18 protein-coding genes are annotated in these 19934 nt (G+C 70.7%); 7 read left to right on the top strand and 11 right to left on the bottom strand.

Translation table 11 applies throughout. The annotated features are described in order from the left end of the window. From G3I41_RS32580 to G3I41_RS32545, 8 genes are all read right to left on the bottom strand, one after another. Complete coding sequence (locus tag G3I41_RS32580) at positions 1–1419, bottom strand: ATP-binding protein (RefSeq protein ID WP_026171334.1); 1419 nt, start codon at positions 1417–1419, stop codon at positions 1–3. 39 nt (positions 1420–1458) lie between these two features. Continuing rightward, a complete protein-coding gene (locus tag G3I41_RS32575) occupies positions 1459–3009 on the bottom strand; it encodes an SCO6880 family protein (protein WP_164404128.1) in 1551 nt (516 codons plus the stop codon). Then, positions 3006–4325 carry a hypothetical protein gene (locus G3I41_RS32570; RefSeq protein ID WP_164404139.1) on the bottom strand — a complete coding sequence of 440 codons (1320 nt, stop codon included), beginning with the start codon at positions 4323–4325 and terminating at the stop codon, positions 3006–3008. The genes G3I41_RS32575 and G3I41_RS32570 overlap by 4 nt, the downstream gene beginning before the upstream one ends. 28 nt (positions 4326–4353) lie before the next feature. Further along, positions 4354–5226, bottom strand: a complete 873-nt coding sequence (locus tag G3I41_RS32565) for a hypothetical protein (protein ID WP_164404127.1) — start codon at positions 5224–5226, stop codon at positions 4354–4356. Positions 5227–5409: 183 nt separating this feature from the next. Continuing rightward, positions 5410–5718, bottom strand: a complete 309-nt coding sequence (locus G3I41_RS32560) for a hypothetical protein (protein ID WP_024493027.1) — start codon at positions 5716–5718, stop codon at positions 5410–5412. A 279-nt stretch (positions 5719–5997) separates the two neighbouring features. Beyond that, on the bottom strand, positions 5998–6687 hold the full coding sequence (locus G3I41_RS32555) for a DUF402 domain-containing protein (protein WP_164404126.1): 690 nt from the start codon (positions 6685–6687) through the stop codon (positions 5998–6000). Positions 6688–6766: 79 nt separating this feature from the next. Beyond that, on the bottom strand, positions 6767–7204 hold the full coding sequence (locus tag G3I41_RS32550) for a hypothetical protein (RefSeq protein WP_164404125.1): 438 nt from the start codon (positions 7202–7204) through the stop codon (positions 6767–6769). Between the two features lie 78 nt (positions 7205–7282). After that, a complete protein-coding gene (locus G3I41_RS32545) occupies positions 7283–8065 on the bottom strand; it encodes a DUF4232 domain-containing protein (RefSeq protein WP_164404124.1) in 783 nt (260 codons plus the stop codon). A 324-nt stretch (positions 8066–8389) separates the two neighbouring features. On the opposite strand from G3I41_RS32545, the gene G3I41_RS32540 reads away from it, so the two are divergent. Beyond that, positions 8390–9553, top strand: coding sequence for a hypothetical protein (locus G3I41_RS32540; protein WP_343242272.1), 1164 nt, complete (start codon positions 8390–8392; stop codon positions 9551–9553). 2 nt (positions 9554–9555) lie between these two features. On the opposite strand, the gene G3I41_RS32535 is transcribed toward G3I41_RS32540, so the two are convergent. Beyond that, positions 9556–10746 (bottom strand): low temperature requirement protein A, encoded by a 1191-nt coding sequence (locus tag G3I41_RS32535; protein ID WP_164404123.1) that lies wholly within the window; start codon positions 10744–10746, stop codon positions 9556–9558. Between the two features lie 195 nt (positions 10747–10941). Here G3I41_RS32535 and G3I41_RS32530 point away from each other — a divergent pair, with 195 nt between their 5' ends. From G3I41_RS32530 to G3I41_RS32505, 6 genes are all read left to right on the top strand, one after another. Further along, on the top strand, positions 10942–12642 hold the full coding sequence (locus G3I41_RS32530) for a hypothetical protein (protein ID WP_239081950.1): 1701 nt from the start codon (positions 10942–10944) through the stop codon (positions 12640–12642). A 165-nt stretch (positions 12643–12807) separates the two neighbouring features. Then, positions 12808–13206 (top strand): hypothetical protein, encoded by a 399-nt coding sequence (locus G3I41_RS32525; protein WP_239081949.1) that lies wholly within the window; start codon positions 12808–12810, stop codon positions 13204–13206. Continuing rightward, entirely contained in the window at positions 13203–15005 is a 1803-nt protein-coding gene (locus tag G3I41_RS32520; RefSeq protein WP_164404122.1) for an alpha/beta hydrolase, read from the top strand. The genes G3I41_RS32525 and G3I41_RS32520 overlap by 4 nt, the downstream gene beginning before the upstream one ends. Positions 15006–15103: 98 nt before the next feature. Continuing rightward, positions 15104–15559, top strand: a complete 456-nt coding sequence (locus G3I41_RS32515) for a hypothetical protein (RefSeq protein WP_164404121.1) — start codon at positions 15104–15106, stop codon at positions 15557–15559. Between the two features lie 82 nt (positions 15560–15641). After that, positions 15642–16652 (top strand): bifunctional lytic transglycosylase/C40 family peptidase, encoded by a 1011-nt coding sequence (locus G3I41_RS32510; protein WP_343242271.1) that lies wholly within the window; start codon positions 15642–15644, stop codon positions 16650–16652. A gap of 239 nt (positions 16653–16891) precedes the next feature. After that, positions 16892–17623: a phosphatase PAP2 family protein gene (locus G3I41_RS32505; protein WP_164404120.1), complete on the top strand. Its 732-nt coding sequence runs from the start codon at positions 16892–16894 to the stop codon at positions 17621–17623. A 144-nt stretch (positions 17624–17767) separates the two neighbouring features. On the opposite strand, the gene G3I41_RS32500 is transcribed toward G3I41_RS32505, so the two are convergent. Further along, positions 17768–19363, bottom strand: a complete 1596-nt coding sequence (locus G3I41_RS32500) for an FAD-binding oxidoreductase (protein ID WP_164404119.1) — start codon at positions 19361–19363, stop codon at positions 17768–17770. A 44-nt stretch (positions 19364–19407) separates the two neighbouring features. Continuing rightward, on the bottom strand, positions 19408–19581 hold the full coding sequence (locus G3I41_RS36555) for a hypothetical protein (protein ID WP_343242270.1): 174 nt from the start codon (positions 19579–19581) through the stop codon (positions 19408–19410). Positions 19582–19934: the final 353 nt, after the last annotated feature.

Raw genomic sequence — 19934 nt, 5'->3', positions numbered from 1 at the left:
TCACGCCACCGTTGACTCGGACGACTCGTTCAGTCGCTGCTGGTTCTCGATCCTGGCCGCGCGTTCCTCCGCTTCGAGGTCGGCGGCCCTTACGTCGTCCGGGAGGAGGTCGCTCACGGACGATTCGGTCATGGCGCGGTCGGTGAAGACGAGGGGCCTTTCGGCTTCGGTGATCAGGTGTTTGACGACCTGTACGTTGCCGTTCACGTCCCAGACCGCGATGCCCGGGGTGAGGGTGGGGATGATTTCGACGGCCCAGCGGGGCAGGCCGAGGACCCGGCCGGTGGCTCTGGCCTCGTCGGCCTTCTGGGCGTAGATCGTGCGGGTGGAGGCCATCTTGAGGATGGCGGCGGCCTCGCGTGCGGCGGCGCCGTCGACCACGTCGCTGAGGTGGTGGACGACGGCGACGAAGGAGAGGCCGAGGCGGCGGCCGAACTTGAGCAGACGCTGGAAGAGCTGGGCGACGAAGGGCGAGTTGATGATGTGCCATGCCTCTTCGACCAGGAAGATGCGCTTCTTGCGGTCGGGCCTGATCCAGGTGTGCTCCAGCCATACGCCGACGATCGCCATGAGGATGGGCATGGCGATGGAGTTGCGGTCGATGTGCGAGAGGTCGAAGACGATCAGGGGGGCGTCCAGGTCGATGCCGAAGGATGTCGGGCCGTCGAACATGCCGCGCAGGTCTCCGTCGACCAGCCGGTCGAGGACGAGTGCGACGTCCAGGCCCCAGGCGCGTACGTCGTCTATGTCGACGTTCATCGCCTGGGCGGATTCCGGTTCGGGGTGGCGCAGCTGCTCGACGATGTCGGTGAGGACGGGCTGGCGGTCGGTCGTCGTGGCGTTGACGTAGGCGTGGGCGACCTTGAGGGCGAAGCCGGAGCGTTCGTCCAGGCCGTGGCCCATGGCGACCTCGATGATGGTGCGCAGCAGGGCGAGCTGGCCGGTGGTGGTGATGGCCGGGTCGAGCGGGTTGAGCCGGATGCCGCCGTTGAGTGCGGAGGTGGGGTCGAGGCGGATGGGGGTGAGGCCCAGTTCCTGCGCGATGAGGTTCCACTCGCCGACGCCGTCCTCGCCCTGGGCGTCCAGGACGACGACCTGGCGGTCGCGGAAGCGGAGCTGGCGGAGCACGTACGTCTTCTCCAGCGCGGACTTGCCGTTGCCGGACTCGCCGAGGACCAGCCAGTGCGGTGCGGGGAGCTGCTGTCCGTAGAGCTGGAAGGGGTCGTAGATGTAGCCCTTGCCGGAGTACACCTCGCGGCCGATGATCACACCGGAGTCGCCGAGGCCGGGGGCTGCGGTGGGCAGGTAGACGGCTTGGGCCTGGCCCGTCGAGGTACGGACGGGCAGCCGGGTCGTCTCCACCTTCCCGAAGAGGAAGGCGGTAAAGGCGTCCGACAACGCGGACAGCGGATCTCGCATGGCGTGACTGACCTCCCTCTTGGTGTCGCGGACTGGCGGTTAGCGGCGGATGCCGGTGGCGAACGGCAGGGTGTTGACGAAGGCGCGGTGGTGCTCGCGGTCGCACCATTCGAGCTTCAGGTACGACTTGCCGGCCGAGGCGCGGATGGTCCGCTTGTCGCGGGCGAGGGCTTCCGGGGAGCGGGACGACACGGTGATGTACCCCACGAGGTTGACGCCGGCGGCGCCGCTGGCGAGGTCTTCACCCCGTTGGTCGAGGCGGCCGTGGGCGGCGATGTCGCGGGGGTCGACGGTGCGGTTCATCTTGGCCTGGCGGCTGGCCTCGGCGTCGTCGTTGGTCTTCTCGGTGAGCATGCGCTCGATGGCGATCTCGGTGGGTTCCAGGTCCATGCAGACGGCGACCGTGCGGATGACGTCGGGGGTGTGGACGAGGAGGGGCGCCAGGAAGTTGACGCCGACGGGGGTCATCGGCCACTCCTTCACCCAGGCCGTGGAGTGGCACCAGGGGGCGCGGGTGGACGACTCGCGGGTCTTGGCCTGGAGGTAGGTCGGTTCGACGGCGTCGAGCTCGGCGGGCCAGGCGTTGCGCTTCGTCATGGCCTGGATGTGGTCGATGGGGTGGTCGGGGTCGTACATGGAGTGGACGAGGGAGGCGAGCCGGCTCTGGCCGAGGGGCTGGCGGACCCGGATGTCGGCCTCGGCGAGGCGGGCGCAGATGTCGGTGAGCTCGCGGGCCATGACGACGGCGAGTCCGGCGTCGCGGTCGAGCTTGCGGCCGGTGTGCGGGCGGGCGGCGCGGGCCATGGCATGGGCCTCGGCGGCGAGCTCGCGGTTGAAGTGCATGCAGGCGACGAGGTAGGCGCGGTGCTGCTCGCTGGAGGTGGACACCATGGACTGGAGCTGGTCGTAGGAGTCCTGGAGCCAGCGGGGGGAGGACGGGGCGCCGCGCTGGGCGACGTCCTTGGCGTGGGCGTCGGGGTCGGCGGGGAGGGTGCGGGCGAGCATCTGGAGGCGGGTGACGAAGCCGTCTCCGTTGGCGACGTGTTTGAGCAGGGTGCCGAAGCGGTCGACGAGGGCTTCCTGGTCCTCGCTGTCGCGCAGCCCGACGCCGGGGCCCTCGATCTCGATGGCGGCGGTGACGGTGCGCCGGTCGGCGTGGAGGAGTACGGCGATCTCGTCGGGGCCGAACGGGGCGGAGAGCCAGTTGATGCGGCCGATGCCGGGGGGCGGGCCGATCTCGACCTCGCGGCCGTCGGCGCGGGTGCCGGCTTCCATGGCGGTGGAGCGGTAGGCGGTGCCGCGGCGCAGGGAGCGCTTGTAGCTGCGGTTGATCTCGAACCACTTGTAGAACGTCCGGTGCCGGTACGGGACGTAGACCATGGCGATGGCGAGCAGCGGGAAGCCGGTGAGCAGCACGATGCGCAGGGACAGGACGGGGACGAGCAGGCCGCTCATCATGCCGAGGAACGCGCCGGCGATGATCAGGGCGATCTCGCCCGTCTCACGGTTCTTGCCGACGATCGCGTTCGGCCGGGCGCGGCCGATGAGATACGTACGGCGGGGCGCGATCGGATGGGTCTGTGTGCTCAACGCCCGCCACCTCCTGTGCGGTTGTTACCTGTGCTGCCTGGTCCGCCGCGGGTGCCGCGGCTGCTGTGGGGGGTGCCGGCGGTCGGCGAGCCGCTGCGGGGCGGGGGTGCGGCGGAGGGGGCGGATCCGCCACCGGTTCCGCTTCCGGCGTTGCGGGAGCTGTGGGCGGCGACTCCGCCGCTGACCGGGTTGGCGGGGCGGCCGCCGCCGCTGCTGCCGGTGTCGCCGCTGCTCTGGCCGCCTCGGCTGCTGTGGGTCTTGATGCCCTGGGAGACGAGGGCGGCGGGTGAGCTGATCATGGCGGCGGCCTGGGAGCCGTCGGTGGCCTGCTTGCGGTTGGTGCGGGCGCCTTGGATTTCGTCGCCGAAGCCGGGGACGAAGCGGTAGATCATGGCGGAGGCGAAGATGGCCAGCAGGATGATGGCGAGGCCGGAGACGACGGCGGAGAAGGCGTCGGGGCCGTCGTCGGAGGACAGGGCGCCGGCGAGGCCGAGTACGACGACGATGACGGGTTTGACCATGATCACGGCGATCATGATGCCTGCCCAGCGGCGTACGTGGCCCCACATGTTCTTGTCGACGAGCCCGGCGTAGACGGCGGTTCCCAGAAGGGCGCCGACGTAGAGCAGGGCGGCGCGGATGACGAGTTCGAGCCAGAGGATGCCGGCGGCGAGGATGGAGACGAGGGAGACGACGATCAGCATGATCGGGCCGCCGCCGATGTCGGAGTCCTTCTTGAGGGCTTGGGCGAAGGACCCGAAGAAGACGTCGGTCTGACCGCCGGAGGATGAGGCGATGACTTCGGTGACGCCGTCGGTGGCGGAGACGATGGTGTAGAGGATGAGGGGGGTGAAGGCGGAGGCGAGGACGGTGAGCCAGAGGAAGCCGATGGCTTCGGAGATGGCTGTGGTCAGGGGGACGCCGCGGATCGCGCGCTTGGCTACGGCGAGGAGCCAGAGGACGAGGGTGAGGACGGTGGAGGCGGCGAAGACGATGGCGTACTGCTGGAGGAAGCGGGTGTTCGTGAAGTCGACGTTGGCGGTGCTTTTGACTGCGTCGCTGAGCTTGCCCACGATCCACGCGGCGGCGTCGGCACAGCCCCGCCCGAGCGAGGTGAGCGGGTCGAGAGCGGGGTCGGTGCTTGCGGGGGGCGTGGACTTGGGCGAGCTGGCGCTTCCGCCTTCGCAGTAGTCCTTGGCGGGGCCGCGGATGAGGTCGCAGGCGCTGCTGTCGTTACTGGGGGTGGGCGATGGCGATGGCGCGGCGAATGCTCGACTGGCCGTCAGGATGGCAAAGACATGGACGGCGCTCGCCATCGCTGCCAGCGAGAGCGCACGGATGTGCTTAGCGGGCATACGTGAACCCTCCGAACTTCTCGACCGCATCAGCCATCTCTTCAGCAGAGGATGCGGCTTGGTCCCGGCCGACAGGGGCCGGGCCGTCCTTCTGCGTGAAGTCGGTGACCTTCCAGTCTCCGCTGGTCCACCTGAGCTCGAAGGTGTTGGTAAACCAGCTCTCTGAAACGGGGTTCTTCGAGCCGTCACCGGCCAGACCGAACAGGGCTGAGTACCAGACTGCGACGCTGGCGGTGTCGTCGTCGAACTTCACGACCTTGGTGCCGACAGGGTTGGAGCGCGAGATGAAGGTTTGACCTTCCGGCGCGGTACCCTGCGGGGTCAGGCCGATGTTCGCGAGGAAGTCGGCATCGGAATAGACCTTGTCCAAGGCGTCCTGGCGTGCGGCCGCGACTGCTGGCGCGTACACCGCAGATGCGATGACGCGCCGCTGGTCCCGGTCGAACATGCCAGCGGAGCCGAGCGCGACCGAGTAGTTCGCCGCCGCGCTCTCCGCGCCCTGTTGGTTGTGGGCGAAGCCCGACGGGATCGTGCCGTTCTTGCCCGTTACCGGCTTCGTGCCCGTGGGTGCTGTCGGGGCGGCGTCCGCCTTGCTGCCGGAGGTCGCGCCCGACGTGCCGCCCGAGCCGTTGTCGTCGCCGCCCATGTTGGCGAAGGCGATGGCGCCCAGCAGGAGGATCACCACGCCGGCGAACGTGATGAGGGATCGGGAGCCGCGGGCCGGGCGGCGGGGGCCGTAGGGGTCGCCGGTGGGGCCGTCGGGCAGACGGGTGCGGGTCTGGCGGGTGCCGCCGATCGTGCTGTAGGCGTCGCTCGTGCGTCCCGCGTCGTTGCCGTAGCCGTCCTCGTCGCCGAGACTCATGCCGCGTACGCCCCCTCAACCGTTGCTTGGACCACGTCGTAGTACGACGGTAGCCGTGCTGCTCTCCGCGCGGACGCGATGTGGTGACTCGACATCAGGGGTACGCAACCTCTGCCGGTGGGCACGACGGGCGGATGGGAGGGGTGGGGCGGACGGGCCCCCGGGGACCGGGTTGACACCCGGTCAGACGGCCATCCCGTACACAATGGTGAACAGGGTGCCGAGTGATCCGATGATGAACACACCGGTCAGACCGGCCACGATCAGCCCCTTGCCCTGTTCCGCGCTGAACGTGTCGCGCAGAGCCGTCGCGCCGATCCGCTGCTTGGCCGCCCCCCAGATCGCGATGCCGAGGCACAGCAGGATGGCGATCGCCATCACCACCTCGATCATCACGCGGGCCTCGTTGCCGAGGGTCCCGAACGGCCCCCAGTTCGGGGCGATTCCGCCGATGATGGTGGTGATATCGCCCTTTTCAGCTGCCAGGATCATGTAAGTCACCGCCCCAGTTGGGTAGTTCAGCGCCCGTACCGCATGGCACGGGTCACTCTCTATCTTCGCTGATGAAACTGCTTTCGTACGACGGCTTCACGGCTCTCTTTACCCGGATCTCGCACATTTGACCGGTCTGACCGCCCTGACCTGCGGATCGAATCGGTGTGTGGGCGAAATACGTATGGTTACTCTGTGTATCACGGAGAGTGACGCCGGGCAATGATCGTCATCGCGCCAGGCTGGCTGAGAAATCCCCCGACGGCCGAATCGTGCTCCTCAGGGTGGGGGAGGCGAGGTCGGGGCCTCCAGCGGGCGCAGCAGGGGGTGGCGGGGGGTCGGGGGACGGGAGGGGGTTTTCCAGTGCGACGGTGGCCGGAAGTCGCACCAGGAGCCGTCGAAGGGAAAGGTTCCGGCCTCGGCGAGCTGTGCGACGGTCGCTCCTTCGGTCCGGATCGCGCGGGCTTCCTCGGCCGTCCAGTACGCGGGGTGCCCGGTCTTCTCGGCGAAGGACCGCTCGTCCTTCCAGCTCCAGGTGCGGTCCGGGGCGACGTTGATGTCCAGTTCGAGGTCGGCGATGTCGATGTCCGCGCCGTGATGCACGCGTCGTTCGAGGTTGACGTACCAGCCGCGGAACTTGTGTCTGCGGCCGAAGAGCCAGAGCACCGAGTGGGCCGCCCCCGTCGGCTGGTAGAAGAGTGCGTCGCCCATCGGCCAGCGGCCCGCGATGACGGGGAAGCCCTCCGCCGGGCGTTCGTGGGGATCGATGTCGCGCAGGTGGGTGACTCCGCGCGGGAGGGCGGTGTGCCACATCGGGGTGCCCGATTTCATCCACACCAGTTGCCCCGCGTCCGTTCGTTCGACCAGGCGTACGGGTACGGAGGCGCTGAGGTGGCCGCCTATGAACAGGTTCCAGTGCAGGATCTCGCCCGGTGTGCCGCTTGCGGTGTCCCTGTTGTCCTCTTTCATGTGATTGATCATTCCCGCCGCGCGTGCGCCGGACACGTACGGGCGGAGCGGGGACCGTCCCTGACGGGGAGTCGGTCTGTCAGTCGGTGGCGATGCCCCGGCTCGCGAGGACGTCGGTGTCGAACGACATGCCGATTCCGCAGTCGTCCACACCGCTGATCAGCCGGAGGTTGGGCAGCAGGTCCAGGTCCTCGAGTGAGCCCACGTCGAAGAGGTCGTCCTCTCCGTCCCAGACCGGGGCGCACTCCTGGTACACCTCGAGGCCGCCGTCGAGGACCAGTGTCTCCACGGTGGCCAGCAGCTCCGTGCTGATCTCCAGCGCCTCGAAGTGGGCGCGGGCCTCGTCGAGGACGGTGAAGGCGAGGTCGTTCTCGTAGGCGTAGGTCTGCGGGTCCTCGTCGATGCCCTTGGCCTTGAGGCAGTCGGCTATGCGGAACACCGGGGTGAGCGTCTCGTCGTTGTACATGAGCTGTTCGATGACGAGCAGCTTGAAGTTGAAATCGCGGAATGCGGGCATGCCGGGGATCGTAGCGGTGCCCTCGGACAGACCGTCGTGGTCCGTCCGAGGGCACCGCCAGGGCCTGCCTGTCCGGGGTCAGGACTTCGAGTTCGCCTGCTTCATGGAGGCCACCGCGTCGGCGACCGTGCTCTCGTACAGGCCCAGCTTCGGGGTGCCGACCTTCACGTCGGGGCCTAGCGGGAAGTTGAGCTGCTCGGCGTTGGGCATGTGGTCGCCGTCGGCGAGTACGTTCAGCTCGTCCACCCAGGTCACACCGTTGCCGCCGCCCGGGTTGAGGTCGATCACCGCGATCGCCGCGGTCTTCGGCTTCACCGGGTAGGCCGGCGCGCCGCCGAGGCCGCCCGGGACCAGCGGGATGATGTCGCCGCTGTGGTCCGAGGCGTTCGCGGCACCCAGGCTGACGCGCGGGAAGTAGCTCAGGCCGCAGGAGTTCCTGCCGGTGTTGTTGACCTCGATCACGTGCTGGGTGGCCGAACCCTCGCGGGCGTACACGCGCACCGACAGGTCGCCGCTCTTGCAGGGGTGCTTGTACGCGTAGCTGTCACTGGTGTCGCCGCCGGCGGCCCCGGCCGTGGAACCGCCCGTCTTCGCGGCGCCGCCCTTGGACGTGCCGGTGCTGGAGGTGACCGCTTCCGTGGAGCCGCCGCCCGTCTTCGCTCCGTCGTTCGCCGTGCTGCCCTGGTCCTGGGCGGTGTCCTTGGCGGCGACGGTGGCGTCGGCCGAGGCGGAGTTGTCGGCCGGGCCGGCCGCCTTCGTCCCGCCGCCGTCCCCGCCGCAGGCGGTGAGGGCGAGGGCGAGCACTGCGGTGGCGGCGGCGCCGAGGACGGCGGTGCGCTTGCGGTTGCGGATCGTACGCATGGGATTCCCCGAAGTGTGTGGCGGTCGATGGATCGGTCGGTGCAGACAGGGCCCGGATCCGCGGTGAACCGCTCCCCCTCCGGACCGTCTGACGTGGGAAGCCTCCCGCGCGCCGCTCATGTTCCGCTAACGCCTGCCTGACGTTCCGCTGTCGTCCCTCGAAGGAGGACTCCGGCCCACGCATGGCCCGGTGGCCGGAGGGGAAGGGCGCGTCCGTGTGGGAAGGGCGCGTCCGCGCGTGACTTCGGCGGTCCGATCACCGTTAGATGTGATGTGCCCAAGCCTGCCGTGTCCGCCGTGTCCGCCGTGTCCGCCGTGCCGCCCGTGACAACCGCTTCCGCCGGAGACGGTGCCGCCGCCTCGCCATCGCCGTTCCTGCTCACACCGCGCCAGGGAGAGGGTGCCCGCGCGCTTCTCTCGTACGTGGCCGGCCTGCCGGTGGACTCCGTCGACGCGCGGCTCCTCGCGGTCGTCGTGGGGATCCGGGCCGCGCGCACGGGGGTGGGCAACCTCACGGGGACGGACTTGCGGTCGTTGCGGCTGGAGGACCCGGAGGGTGCCCTGGCCGAGCTGACGGCGGCGGGGTGGGAGGTGCCCGGGCAGCTCATCGGTGGGGAACCGGATGTGCCGTACGGCATCGTGGTGCCGGACATGGCACCGGGACCCGGCAGCGCGCTGCCCCTCGGCAAGGACGCGCGGTCGCGGGTGTCGGGCTGGTCCATGCGTACGAGGCTGGCCAAGCCGGTACGGAAGGGGGCGCCGGCGGTCCGGCTGGCCGCGCTCTTCCTGGCGGCCCACTGCTCCGACGAACTGGCCGGCCAAGCGCCGGCCGAGCTGCCCGCCGCCTGTTACGGGGCGGTGCCCGTGCTGCTGGAGAAGGGGTTCCTCGCCGAGGTGTCCGGGCAGACCTACCGGCTCGGCGCGTCGGTGGGGCACCTCGCGGGCCGGTTCCGTACCCCGGAGGAGCTGGCCGCGATCGCTCGTGAGGCGGAGGAGCGGCGGGCGGCCCGGGAGGCGGCGGCCGCCGCCGAGCCCACTCCGGAGAGCTGGGCCGCCTGGAAGTCCGGCGTCAGCCCCGCACTGCTGCGGCACACGGAGGCGGTCGAGTCGTGCGGGCTCTGCCGTCTCCCCTTCGAGCGGGTCGCCCCGGCGTTCATGTCCGGGCCGTCCCCGCTGCCGGCGCCCCGGGCCGCTCTCGAAGCGTACGAGTCCTGGCGGGGCGCCCACCCGGACTGCGGGCGCGAGGCGGCCCTGTTCACCGTCGAGTTCCGGGCGGAGCACGGCCACGGGCCCTCGTACAGCCAGCTGTGCAAGGGCCTGGGGTGGAAGAAGCTCGGGCGGGAGCTGCGCGGGGTCATCGTCCACACCCTCATTGCCGAGGGCTGGCTGACGGCTACGCCTCCGGTGCCGTGGACCCTGCGGCCGGGGAAGACCGCGCACGCGCGGGGGATCGTCCTGCCCGGGCAGGCGGTGCGGGCCGGCCGCTGAGGTCAGTGCGCCGGCTCGGCACGGCTGTCCGTGCCCCGGGCGGCCAGCAGCAGGGTCGCCGTGATGAGCAGTGCGGTGATGACGCCCGTGGTCAGGATGGGTGACGGGGCGTACGTGGCCGCCAGGACCGCGAGCACCGCCACCGGGTGGAGCACGTCGCCCGCGCGGCGAAGCCCCGAGGTGCGGTGGTGCAGCAGCCAGACGAGGGCGATGAACACGGCGACCGGGACGGTGTAGACGGCCGCCGCCGTGCGGTCGGAGATGTGGCCGTGGCCCGCGGTGTGCGCGACGTTGAGGGCGAGTCCGGCGCCGACCGCCGCCGCCGACGCGAAGACGAGGTAGTGGCCGTACCCCCACAGCAGCGCCGTACGCAGGCTGGTCAGCAGCCGGGGTGCGCTCTGCGCGAAGTACAGCCACCACAGGGCGAACACCGTGAGGAGACCGCCCGCGACCAGCGCGGCGAGGTCGCCGAGCGCCGCGTGCGTGTCCAGGGCGGTGCGTACGGCGCCCGTGGCGGCGGTGATGGACTCGCCGAGCACGATCAGCGTGAACAGGCCGTACCGCTCGGCGATGTGGTGCGGATGCCAGGTGGTGGTGGTGGTGCGTTCGGCCAGCGCGGGAACGGCGATCTCCGCGAGGACGAGGACCGCGAAGGTCACCAGACCGGTGTCCTCGGGCAGGGCCAGTCGTACGACCCAGCCGATCTGCACCAGGAAGATTCCCGCGGCGTACCGCAGGCAGGTGCCGCGGCGCTCCGGGTCCGAGCGGGCGGCGCGCAGCCACTGCGTGACCATCGCGAGCCGCATGATCACGTAGCCCCAGGTGATGACGGTGAAGTCCTCGTGCTCCAGTGCCTCGGCCGCGCCCGCCGCGAGGACGAGCGCGCCGGTGATCTGCACGAGCGTCAGCAGCCGGTACGGGACGTCGTCGGTGTCGTACGCGGAGGCGAACCAGGTGAAGTTCATCCAGGCCCACCAGATGGCGAAGAACACCATCGCGTAGCCGAGGACGGCGTGGCCGATGCGGCCCGCCGCCAGTTCGTGTTCGAAGGCGGAGGCCGCCTGGGCGACGGCGGCGACGAAACAGAGGTCGAAGAAGAGTTCCAGCATCGTCGAGGCGCGGTGCCGTTCGTCGGCGCGGCGCGCCACCATGGGCCGGTGCCAGAAGCTGGGGGAGGGGGACGATGAGCTCATGGGGGCGCATTCTTCCGGCTCGGCGGGGTGCGGACGCGCGAACCGCGCCCGGTGGAAAAGTGCTGGCGTGTGGCGGCGGGGCTCTGCCACACTCCGCGCCATGACCAGTGGAATCGAGAACCACCCCGCCCGTTGAGCGCCCCGGAAGAGCGCGGAGCGCTCCCTCCCCGGCCCTCCTCCCTGTACGCGTGCGCGTTGCGTGTCGCACGCGCCGAGCCCGAGGGGCCGTGGTGCCGGGCGGACGCGGCACCGTCCGTACCCCGCCGGGTCCCGTCCAACCGGGTCAGCCGGGACTTCACACAGACCAGGGATGAGCTGACCCGTCTCCTCGGTCCGTTGCTGGTCGCACCCGACCCCGTGGAGGCGGCGGAGGAGGTGCACCGGCGCCTCGACGCCCTGGACCCGCCCGTCAGGCACCGCACCGTGCGCCTCCTTCTCACCGGCGTGCCGGTGGAGAACGAGGAACGGGCGCGGGCGCTGGCGCGGACGCTCGTGCGTGCGGGGACCAGCTACCTGGCCGTCTGCACCGGGCTCGCCCTGCTCACCGACCTGGGTGAGCCGCAGGACGTGCCGTATCTGTGGACCCTCGGCCGGCTGCGCACCCTCGTGCGGCCCGTCGTCCATGCCCTCGACGCCCTCGACCGGCCGGCCGGTGCGCTGCTCGAACTGCGCAGCCACCAGGGGCCCGCGGTCTTCCGGCCGTTGCTCGCCGCCCTTTACGCCGGTGACCGTACCGCCGTACGGAAACGGCTGGTCGCGCTCCCGGACGACCTGGGACCCGAGGTGGTGCGGCGGGTGGCGGAGGCGTTCCGTCTGGCCGATCTGCCGGCGGAGGTACCCGGGCTCCCGGCCCGCGAGGGTGCCGCGCTGATCGCCCGGACCGGGCGGCTGCTGTTCCTGATGACCAGCCTCCGCGACTACCAGCCGGAGATCCTCTCCTACCCGGACGCCCCTCGCGTGTACGAGGCGTTCGCGCGGGGCGCCGGCCTCCTTCCCCCCACGCTCGACCACCATGCGCTGCTCCTGTCCGCTGTTCAGGAGCTGAGCACGGGGCCCGCCGTGCTGCACGACTGGGGCTCCGGGCGGCGTGAGGCGGCCCTCGCGGAGCTGACGGCCGTCCTGCGTCGGCCCGAGTGGCGGACGGTGCCGGACGGGGAGGGCGACGACGACGCCGGCGTGCGCCGGCGGGCCGCGTGGGTGCGGCGTACGCGGGCTCAGGTGCTCGATCCCCCGCGCTCCCCGGGCGCGCGGTTGCGCATCGCGGTCCACGAGCGTGATCCCGGGGATCCGGCGACCGTCGAGGCGCGGGTCCTTGTCGACGGGCGTCCGCTGGTCCCGGACTACTTCGGCCGGGGGCCCACCGGCTCCCCCGAGGAGTTGCTGTTCCCCGGCACCCTGCGGGCCGCGGCCGAACCGCGCGAGGTGCGGCTCGCCGAGGCGTACTGCGCCGAGGGCTGCTGCGGCGCGCTGTACGTCACCGTGCGGCGGGACGGGGAACAGGTCGTCTGGTCCGGATGGCGGTGCCCCGTTCCGCCGGGCGGCACACGCGAGATGCCCGAACTCCGCTTCGACGCCGCCGCGTACGACGCCGAGATCGCCCGTGCGGAGGGTGACGAGAGCTGGATGTGGCCGGCCCGCCGGACCGGCCGGCTGATCGCCGACGGGCTGCGCGGCCGGCCTGACCTCCTCGCTCGTTGGAACATCCGGTTCGACTGGGCGGGGACGGCCTTCCGCGACCCGGACGAGACGCTGGTCAGTCTCTTGTACGACGTAGAGGAGGGCCACGTACGGCAGCTTCTCTGGTCCATCCCCGAGGACGGCACCCCACCGGAGGACCGTGCGGCGGCAGCGCTGCGCCGACTGGAGGAGGCGGACCCGAGGACGTACGGGCGTTAGCGCCGGTCCACCGATCGGGTGATCCCCGGACGGGGGCGAGGCGTTGGCGGGGCCGGGGAGCGGGGGTGCGCCCGTTCCCCGGCCGCTTTGTGTCCGGCGTGTCGCGGTTGCCGGGTTTGGCACAGTGCCGCTCCACGATCTTCGTGATCAAGAACGGGGTGGACGATGAGTGGGACGCGGTTGAGGCTGGTCGATCTGGCGGGCGGGGCCGGGGGTCCTGCCGGGGGTGGTCCCGGCGCCGGGGACGAACTGCGGCACAGCGGTGGCGCGTGGCTGCGGGCGGCCGGGGGCGCGCAGGAGATGGGTGCCCATCTGGGGCCCGTACGCGGGGAGCTGGCGGCGGCGCACGAGGGGGTGCTCGCCGGCACCGCCGGTCTGAACTCGCTGGCCGAGTTGGGTGCCGTGCGGGAGTCCTGGGTGCGGCGCGTCGAGTCCGCCCGCCATGAGTGCGGGGCGCTCGCGGGCAGCCTGCGCGCTGTCGCGCGGGCGCAGGGCGAGACGAATGAGTCGGTGCGGTCGTCCTTCTCGCCCGTCGCGCGCCTGACCCATGGGGTCGAGCGGTGACCGCGCTGTCCTCCACGTTGACGTGGGCTCAGTTGCGCGACCTCGAATGCGCGGAGCTGGAGAGCGCGGCGGACGGCTGGGGCAAGGCGAGCAACCGCGCGGATGCCGGGCGGGACCGGATCGAGAAGCAGTTGCTCGTCGGCCTGCGCGAGTCCCAGCACGGCGCGGCCGCCGACGCGGCGGTGGGGCGGCTGAGGCGGATGAGCCGGAACCTGCAGTACGTGTACACCGAGTGCGGGTTGATCCGTACCGCGTTGAACAGCCTCGCGCACGACATGCGGGTGCAGCAGGGCGTGCTGCGGCGTGCCTTGGAGGAGGCGGAGTCGCTGAAGTTCACCGTGCACGCGGATGGGTCGGTGTCGTACCCGTCCGGGCCCGGAGGGTTGTTCGACGGTGATCCGGTGCACGGTGGCACGGCCCGCGTGACCGGCATGCCGGGGCTGCTGCCTCCCTCGGGGCTGATCGCCCCGGACACCCATGCCGCGAAGGCGCGGGACATCTCGGACCGGATCACTGGGGCGGTCCGTGCGGCCGCCCGGACCGACTGGCGCTTCACCCGCATCCTGCGCCGGCTCCGCGCGGAGGAAGGCCTGAAGGTCCCGGACCGCACGTGGACCGACGCGGCGGGCGACGCGGCGGCGGTCCGGGAGGCCGCGCGGAGCTATCTCGAGTCCCGCATCCCCCGTGACGCGACGCCTGCGGCGCGGCGTGAGTGGTGGGCCCACCTGACGGACGAACAGCGCGAGGAGTACCTCGCGGTGTACCCGGACCAGATCGGCAATCTGGACGGCATCCCGTCCTTGGTCCGCGACACGGCGAACCGCGACAACCTCCAGCTTCTGATCGGCAAGCTGGAGGGGCGGGATGACGAGGTGTCGCGGGTGCGGTTGGCGGGGTTGCGCGAGATCGACCGCCAACTGCAGGAGGGCGGCCAGCCGCCGATGTACCTCCTCGGCATCGGGGACGAGGGGAACGGGCGCGCGATTGTGTCGTACGGGAACCCGGATACGGCGCGGAACGTGGCGGCTTATGTGCCGGGGTTGAACACTTCGTTGGATGAGGATTTTGCTAGGGGGGACCTCAAGCGGGCGAGGGACACGGCGAAATCGGCAATGAAGTACGACCACTCAAGTGCATCGATGGTGTGGTTGGGATATGACGCACCACAGTTCCCGGACGGCTTTAGCAGCCTCGCTGTCGCGGGTGACGATAGAGCTATTAAGGGTGGGGATGCTTTCAATCAGTTCATGGGAGGGCTGGCGGCTACGAATGTGCATGAGGATCCGCATATGACGGCGATCGGGCACTCGTACGGATCGCGCACGGTAGGAGCTGCCACCCAGCAACAAGGTGGGATTCCTGGGGTCGACGACATCGTCCTGGTTGGAAGCCCCGGGGTTGGAGTGAATCGAGCGGAGGATATGGGGGTGGGTAAGGGACATGTTTTCGTCGGTGCGGCAGAGAATGACGTCGTGACTAAGGTGCCGTCGGTGCAGCAGGTTGCTGCAGGGTTCTTTGGGATGACCGGAGGGCCTGCGATGGCGCACTTGTTTGGAGAGGCTGCAGATCCAGGGAGCGACGACCTCTGGTTCGGTAAGGATCCAGCGAGTGAAGCCTTTGGCGCCAGACGGTTTCCGGTGGCACCCGGTCCGCGTGTCGTTAGCCCCAACGGGTTCTCGATCGACGCCCACTCCAACTACTTCGACGTCGAACCGCAACGAGACGCGGTATCGGCCGACAGTATTGCCTTGATTGCGGCTGGCCGGGCCGACAAGGTCAAGATGGAGGAGGCACGGTGACTCGACGAACGTTGGAACTGAGTGCGGTGTTGCTGCTGTGCCTCCTCGCGTCGGGTTGTGGAGGTGGCGATCGCACCAACGATGGAGGAAGTGCAGCCATGGATATGCAAGAGGCCGCAGATCGAGCCGATGGCATTCTGGATCAGGTGCTAAGCGAAATCGTACCTGCGGTCCAATGGGCTCACGGACCCACCAGTACTGGGCGTTGCGACGTTTCGCGAATGCGTGTCGTTATGACCGTTATCTCTGAAGAGCGCCGCGGTAGTTTTCTAGGCATTGTTGACCGCTTCTGGCGGAAGAGCGGGTACAAGATCAAGGCTGTTAACAAGGACGTCGACCTTCCCGCCATTTATGCCCAAACCAGCGATGGTTTCGGCGTCACGCTGAGTGTGGGAGGAAAGGGCCAAGCCTTCTTCGAGGTGGATAGTCCCTGTGTCGAGGAGTCTGAGGTGGCGGAGTCGACGGCTCCGCCCAATGGGCCCTCCTACGACGGGGTGTACCCGTTGCCCCGCCCCAACGTCCGCTCCGACTTCTGGTCCTCCGGCGCTCCCTGAGCGCCCCCGTGCTCCCCGTCGTGACTCGTGCACACCGTCGAAAACGCTGCCGAACCGTGCTCCGATGAGCCATGGTTGACGGGTGCGTAGATTCTGGGTGGCCGTCGGGGTCGGGGTCGGGGGGGCCGCGTGTTTCGTGGCGTTGCTCGTGGTGGGGACCTACTCCGCCGCTGCCGGGCTCGTCGGGGGGGCCGGCGGGGGGGCCGTCGCGTTGGCCAAGGGGGCCGTGCCGGCCAAGTATCAGGGGCTCGTCCAGAAGTGGGGGAACCTCTGTTCGGCCATCAACCCGGCTCTGCTCGCCGCGCAGCTCTACCAGGAGAGCGGCTGGAACCCCCGTGCCGAGAGTTCCGCCGCCGCGCAGGGGATCGCGCAGTTCATCCCCGGGACCTGGGCGGGGCACGGGATCGACGGGGACGGGGACGGGGACCGGGACGTGTGGGACCCGGCCGACGCGATCCCCTCCGCCGCGTCGTACGACTGCGAGATCGCCGGGTACGTGAAGAAGGTCCCCGGTGACCCCACCGACAACATGCTCGCCGCCTACAACGCGGGGGCGTACCGGGTGATCAAGTCGGGCGGGGTGCCCAACATCGCCGAGACCCAGAACTACGTGAAGATCATCCGGTCGCTGGAGAAGAGCTTCGCCCGGCCCATCGGCCGCGTGCAGCCCTCCCAGCAGGCGGCCGGGGCCATCTACTTCGCTCAGAAGAAGCTCGGCACCAAGTACCTGTGGGGCGGCAACGGTACGCCCGAGCAGGGCGGGCGGTTCGACTGTTCCGGGCTGACCCAGGCCGCGTACCGGACCGTGGACATCGAGCTGCCCCGCGTCGCGAACGACCAGTACAACGCCGGGCCGCATCCGTCCCGGGACGAACTGCTTCCCGGTGATCTGGTGTTCTTCTCCGACGATCTGACCAATTCCCGTGCCATCCATCACGTCGGCCTGTACGTCGGGGGCGGGTACATGATCAACGCTCCGTACACTGGGGCGGTCATTCGGTTCGACAAGATCGACACGCCCGACTACTTCGGTGCCACACGCGTGACCAAGGACGGGGCCGCGGCGCTGCCGACCGCGCCGCCGGCCGGCTGACGGCCGCGTCGGTGGCCGGAACCCTCCGTGAAGCTGAGGCCCTGAGCTGCGACGATGTGTCACTCTTCGATAACGTCATGGTGATCATTCGGTGGAGAGTGGAACGTACGCGCGGGGCGCGTCGTTGTCTGGCTGGGCGCGTGAATGATCGACGTGGACGAACCGAACACGGGGGTTCGTGAATCGCGGCGCACAGGGACGTGCGCCGCAGCAGCAGACAAGGCAAGGGGCCGCAGCAGATGGCTGGACTCGCACTGGATGGGTCGAACCCCGACGTCAGCCTGCTCTACGACATCAACGGGCTCGCCAAGTCCGCTCCCACCTGGTTCGACCGGGTCATGGAGTTCGTCGGAGAGTACGGGATCATGTTCGGCATGGTCCTCGTGGTCCTGTGGTGCTGGTGGAGCGTCCGCCGGCGCGGCACGGCCGAGGACTCCGTTTCGGCGGTGGCCGGGATCGTCTGGGCTCCGCTCGCGGCCGGTATCGCCCTGCTCATCAACATTCCGATCCGGGGCTTCGTGGAACGGCCCCGGCCGTTCAAGGACCACTCCGGGCTCGACGTCCTGGTCGACGGGAAGAACGACTTCTCGTTCGTCAGCGACCACGCCACGATGGCGATGGCCCTCGGTGTCGGGCTCTTCGTCGCCCACCGGAAGTTCGGTATCGCCGCCATCGGGCTCGCCCTGCTGGAAGGCTTCTGCCGGGTCTACATGGGCGTCCACTACCCGACCGACGTCGTCGGCGGCTTCGCCCTCGGTACGGCCGTCGCGCTGCTCCTCGCGCCCCTGGCCATGATGATGCTGACGCCTCTCGTGGCGGCCGTCTCCCGGTCCGCCCGCCTCGGCCCCCTCGTCCGCTCGCGCCGGCCCCGGGCGGCGGACTCCGGCCGGGGCGACGCGCTCGGCATCCCCGAGCCGCGTCCCGGTTCGCGCGGTGGCGGCTCCGACGGTGAGAAGGGCCTCGCGGCCTGAGCCCCGCACACCTCCAGATGTGCCCCGGAGCCCGTCGGGCGGACCGGGGCACACGTGCATCCCGGACACACGTGCATCCCGGGCGCACGTGCATCCCGTGCACACACGCACCCGGCGCGCACACGCACGCGGAGTCCGAGCCCCTCACACCCCCTGCGCGTACGTGAACAGCCCCTCCGGGTCGTACCGCTTCTTCACCTGGGCCAGGCGCGCCGCCGACGAGCCGTAGTACGCGGTGCGCCAGTTGGTGAGGGACGGGTCCGTGTAGTTCTGGTACGCCGCCCCGGACGCGTACGGGCGCATCGCCGCATGGGTGTCTTTCAGCCAGTTCTGCTGGGCCGTTCCCGGGGTCCCGGGGCGCCAGGCCCCGATGTACTGGGCGAGCATCCGGGAGCGGCGGTGGACGAACGCCGTCGCGCTCGGGTCCACCCGGTTCACCGCCCCGCCCAGCGCGGTCAGCGCGACCGAGCCCCCGCCGCCCTGGTCAGGGGCGAGGCGGGTGAACGCCCGGACCGCGTCGAGCAGGGCCGAAACGCCCGCCGGGGGCAGTGAGCGGTCGTAGAAGTCGGAGGCGGCGGCGTACGTCTCGCGCTGGAGGGCGCCCTGCGGGGAGCGGCCCGGCGTGGTCCCCGGGAGGTGGCACTGCGCGTCCGTGAGGCCCGAGCAGCCCGCGTACACCAGCATGGCCTCCCGGTAGTCGCGGCGGCGCAGCGAGACCGAGGTGGCGGAGGCGCCGATGCGGTCCGCGAGGCGGTCGACGGCGTTCTGCAGGTCCCCGTACGTGCCGAGGCTGAACGCCGAGACCGAGACCGTCGGGTTGCTGCCTCCCGGCCCGGCGTCGAGGTGCGCGGCCGACCAGATCTCGTCGGGCTGGTCCGGGCCCCACTCCTGCCAGGCGGTGACGACGTCCCGGGCGCGCGACCAGGGCCAGGACATGTACGCGGTGACCGTCCGGGGGGCGGGGTGCGTACGGAAGCGGAGGCTCGTGACGACGCCGAAGTTGCCGTTGCCCGCGCCGCGCAGCGCCCAGAAGAGGTCGGGGTCGTGTTTCGCGTCGACGGTCAGCGTCCTGCCGTCGGCAGTGACGAGGGTGGCGGCCGTGAGGCTGTCGCAGGTCAGGCCGTACGCGCGGGCGGCGACGCCGTGGCCGCCGCCGAGGGTGAGGCCGGAGATGCCGACGGTGGGGCACGAGCCGCCGGGGATCGTCACGCCGTGCGCGGCCAGGCCCTCGTAGACGCCGAGGAGCTTGGCGCCGGCGCCGACCGTGCCGTCCGCCTCGACGCCGTCGAGTGACGCGACGTCAATCACCAGGCGACCGTTGCCGCTCGACCAGCCGGCGTAGGAGTGGCCGCCGCTGCGGATCGCGACCGGCACGGAGGTGCGGCGGGCGAAGGCCAGGCACGCGCGGACGTCGTCCTCGTGCCGGACGTAGGCGATCGCGGCCGGTTTCTGGCCGTCGAAGCGGGTGTTGTAGAGCTGACGGGCGGTCGGGTACGCGGTGTCGCCGGGGCGGATCAGCGACCCGTCGAGGCTCTTGGCCAGCGCCGACCAGTCCGCCGGGCCGGAGGACTTGGAGGGTTTGGACGCCGAGGGGGCCGGGGAGGACGCGGGCCCGGTGGGGTCCGTGGCGTCACCGGGGGCCGGATCCGTGGTGTCGGTGCCCTCGCACGCGGTGGCGGTGGTGCCGGTGAGGACGGCGGCGCCCGCCGCGAGGAGCGTGCGCCGGTTCGGCGGGGTCATCGGACCTCCGGTGTGGGGGAGAGGGGGAGGGCCCTGTCTGCGGGTCAGGCCGTGGTGCGGTGTTCCTCGGCGTCCGCGCGGGCCCGGTCGCGGGACCGGCGGGCGGGCCCGGACCAGCCGCAGGCGCAGCGGGCGGTGCAGAACGACCCGCGTTCGACGGTGGTGGGTTCATGGGCGGGGCGGGCCGGCGGGACCTCGGCGGCGTGTCGGTCGTACACGCGAACAAGGTACTGGGCGGGGTGCCCCGGCCGGGAGGGGGCCGTCAACCGTGAGGGGGCGCGGGGCCCTGTCGTCGCACTGCCGTCCGCCGGGCGACGCCGGTCCGACGGCAGGCCCCGGGACCGCGCCGGCGGCGCCAATCGGGGGCGTGGACGTTACAGGGGGCATGGGCCGTCGTTATGCGATGCGGACACGGCCTCGGGCAAGCGGTTCGGCGTTGGGGATGGGCAGGCGATGGTGGTGCAGCAGCACAGGTCCGGAGGCGGGGTGCGCGTCGTGCGCGCCCTCGTCGCGGTGGGCGTGACGGCGGCGGCCGCCGGTTGTGCCGGTGGTGGCGGCGCCGACCGTGCCG

It is taken from the genome of Streptomyces sp. SID9727 (genome assembly GCF_010550605.1).
Lineage (GTDB): Bacteria > Actinomycetota > Actinomycetes > Streptomycetales > Streptomycetaceae > Streptomyces.
Note: the sequence above shows the minus strand (reverse complement) of the source record. Positions and strands in the feature narration are given on the sequence as shown.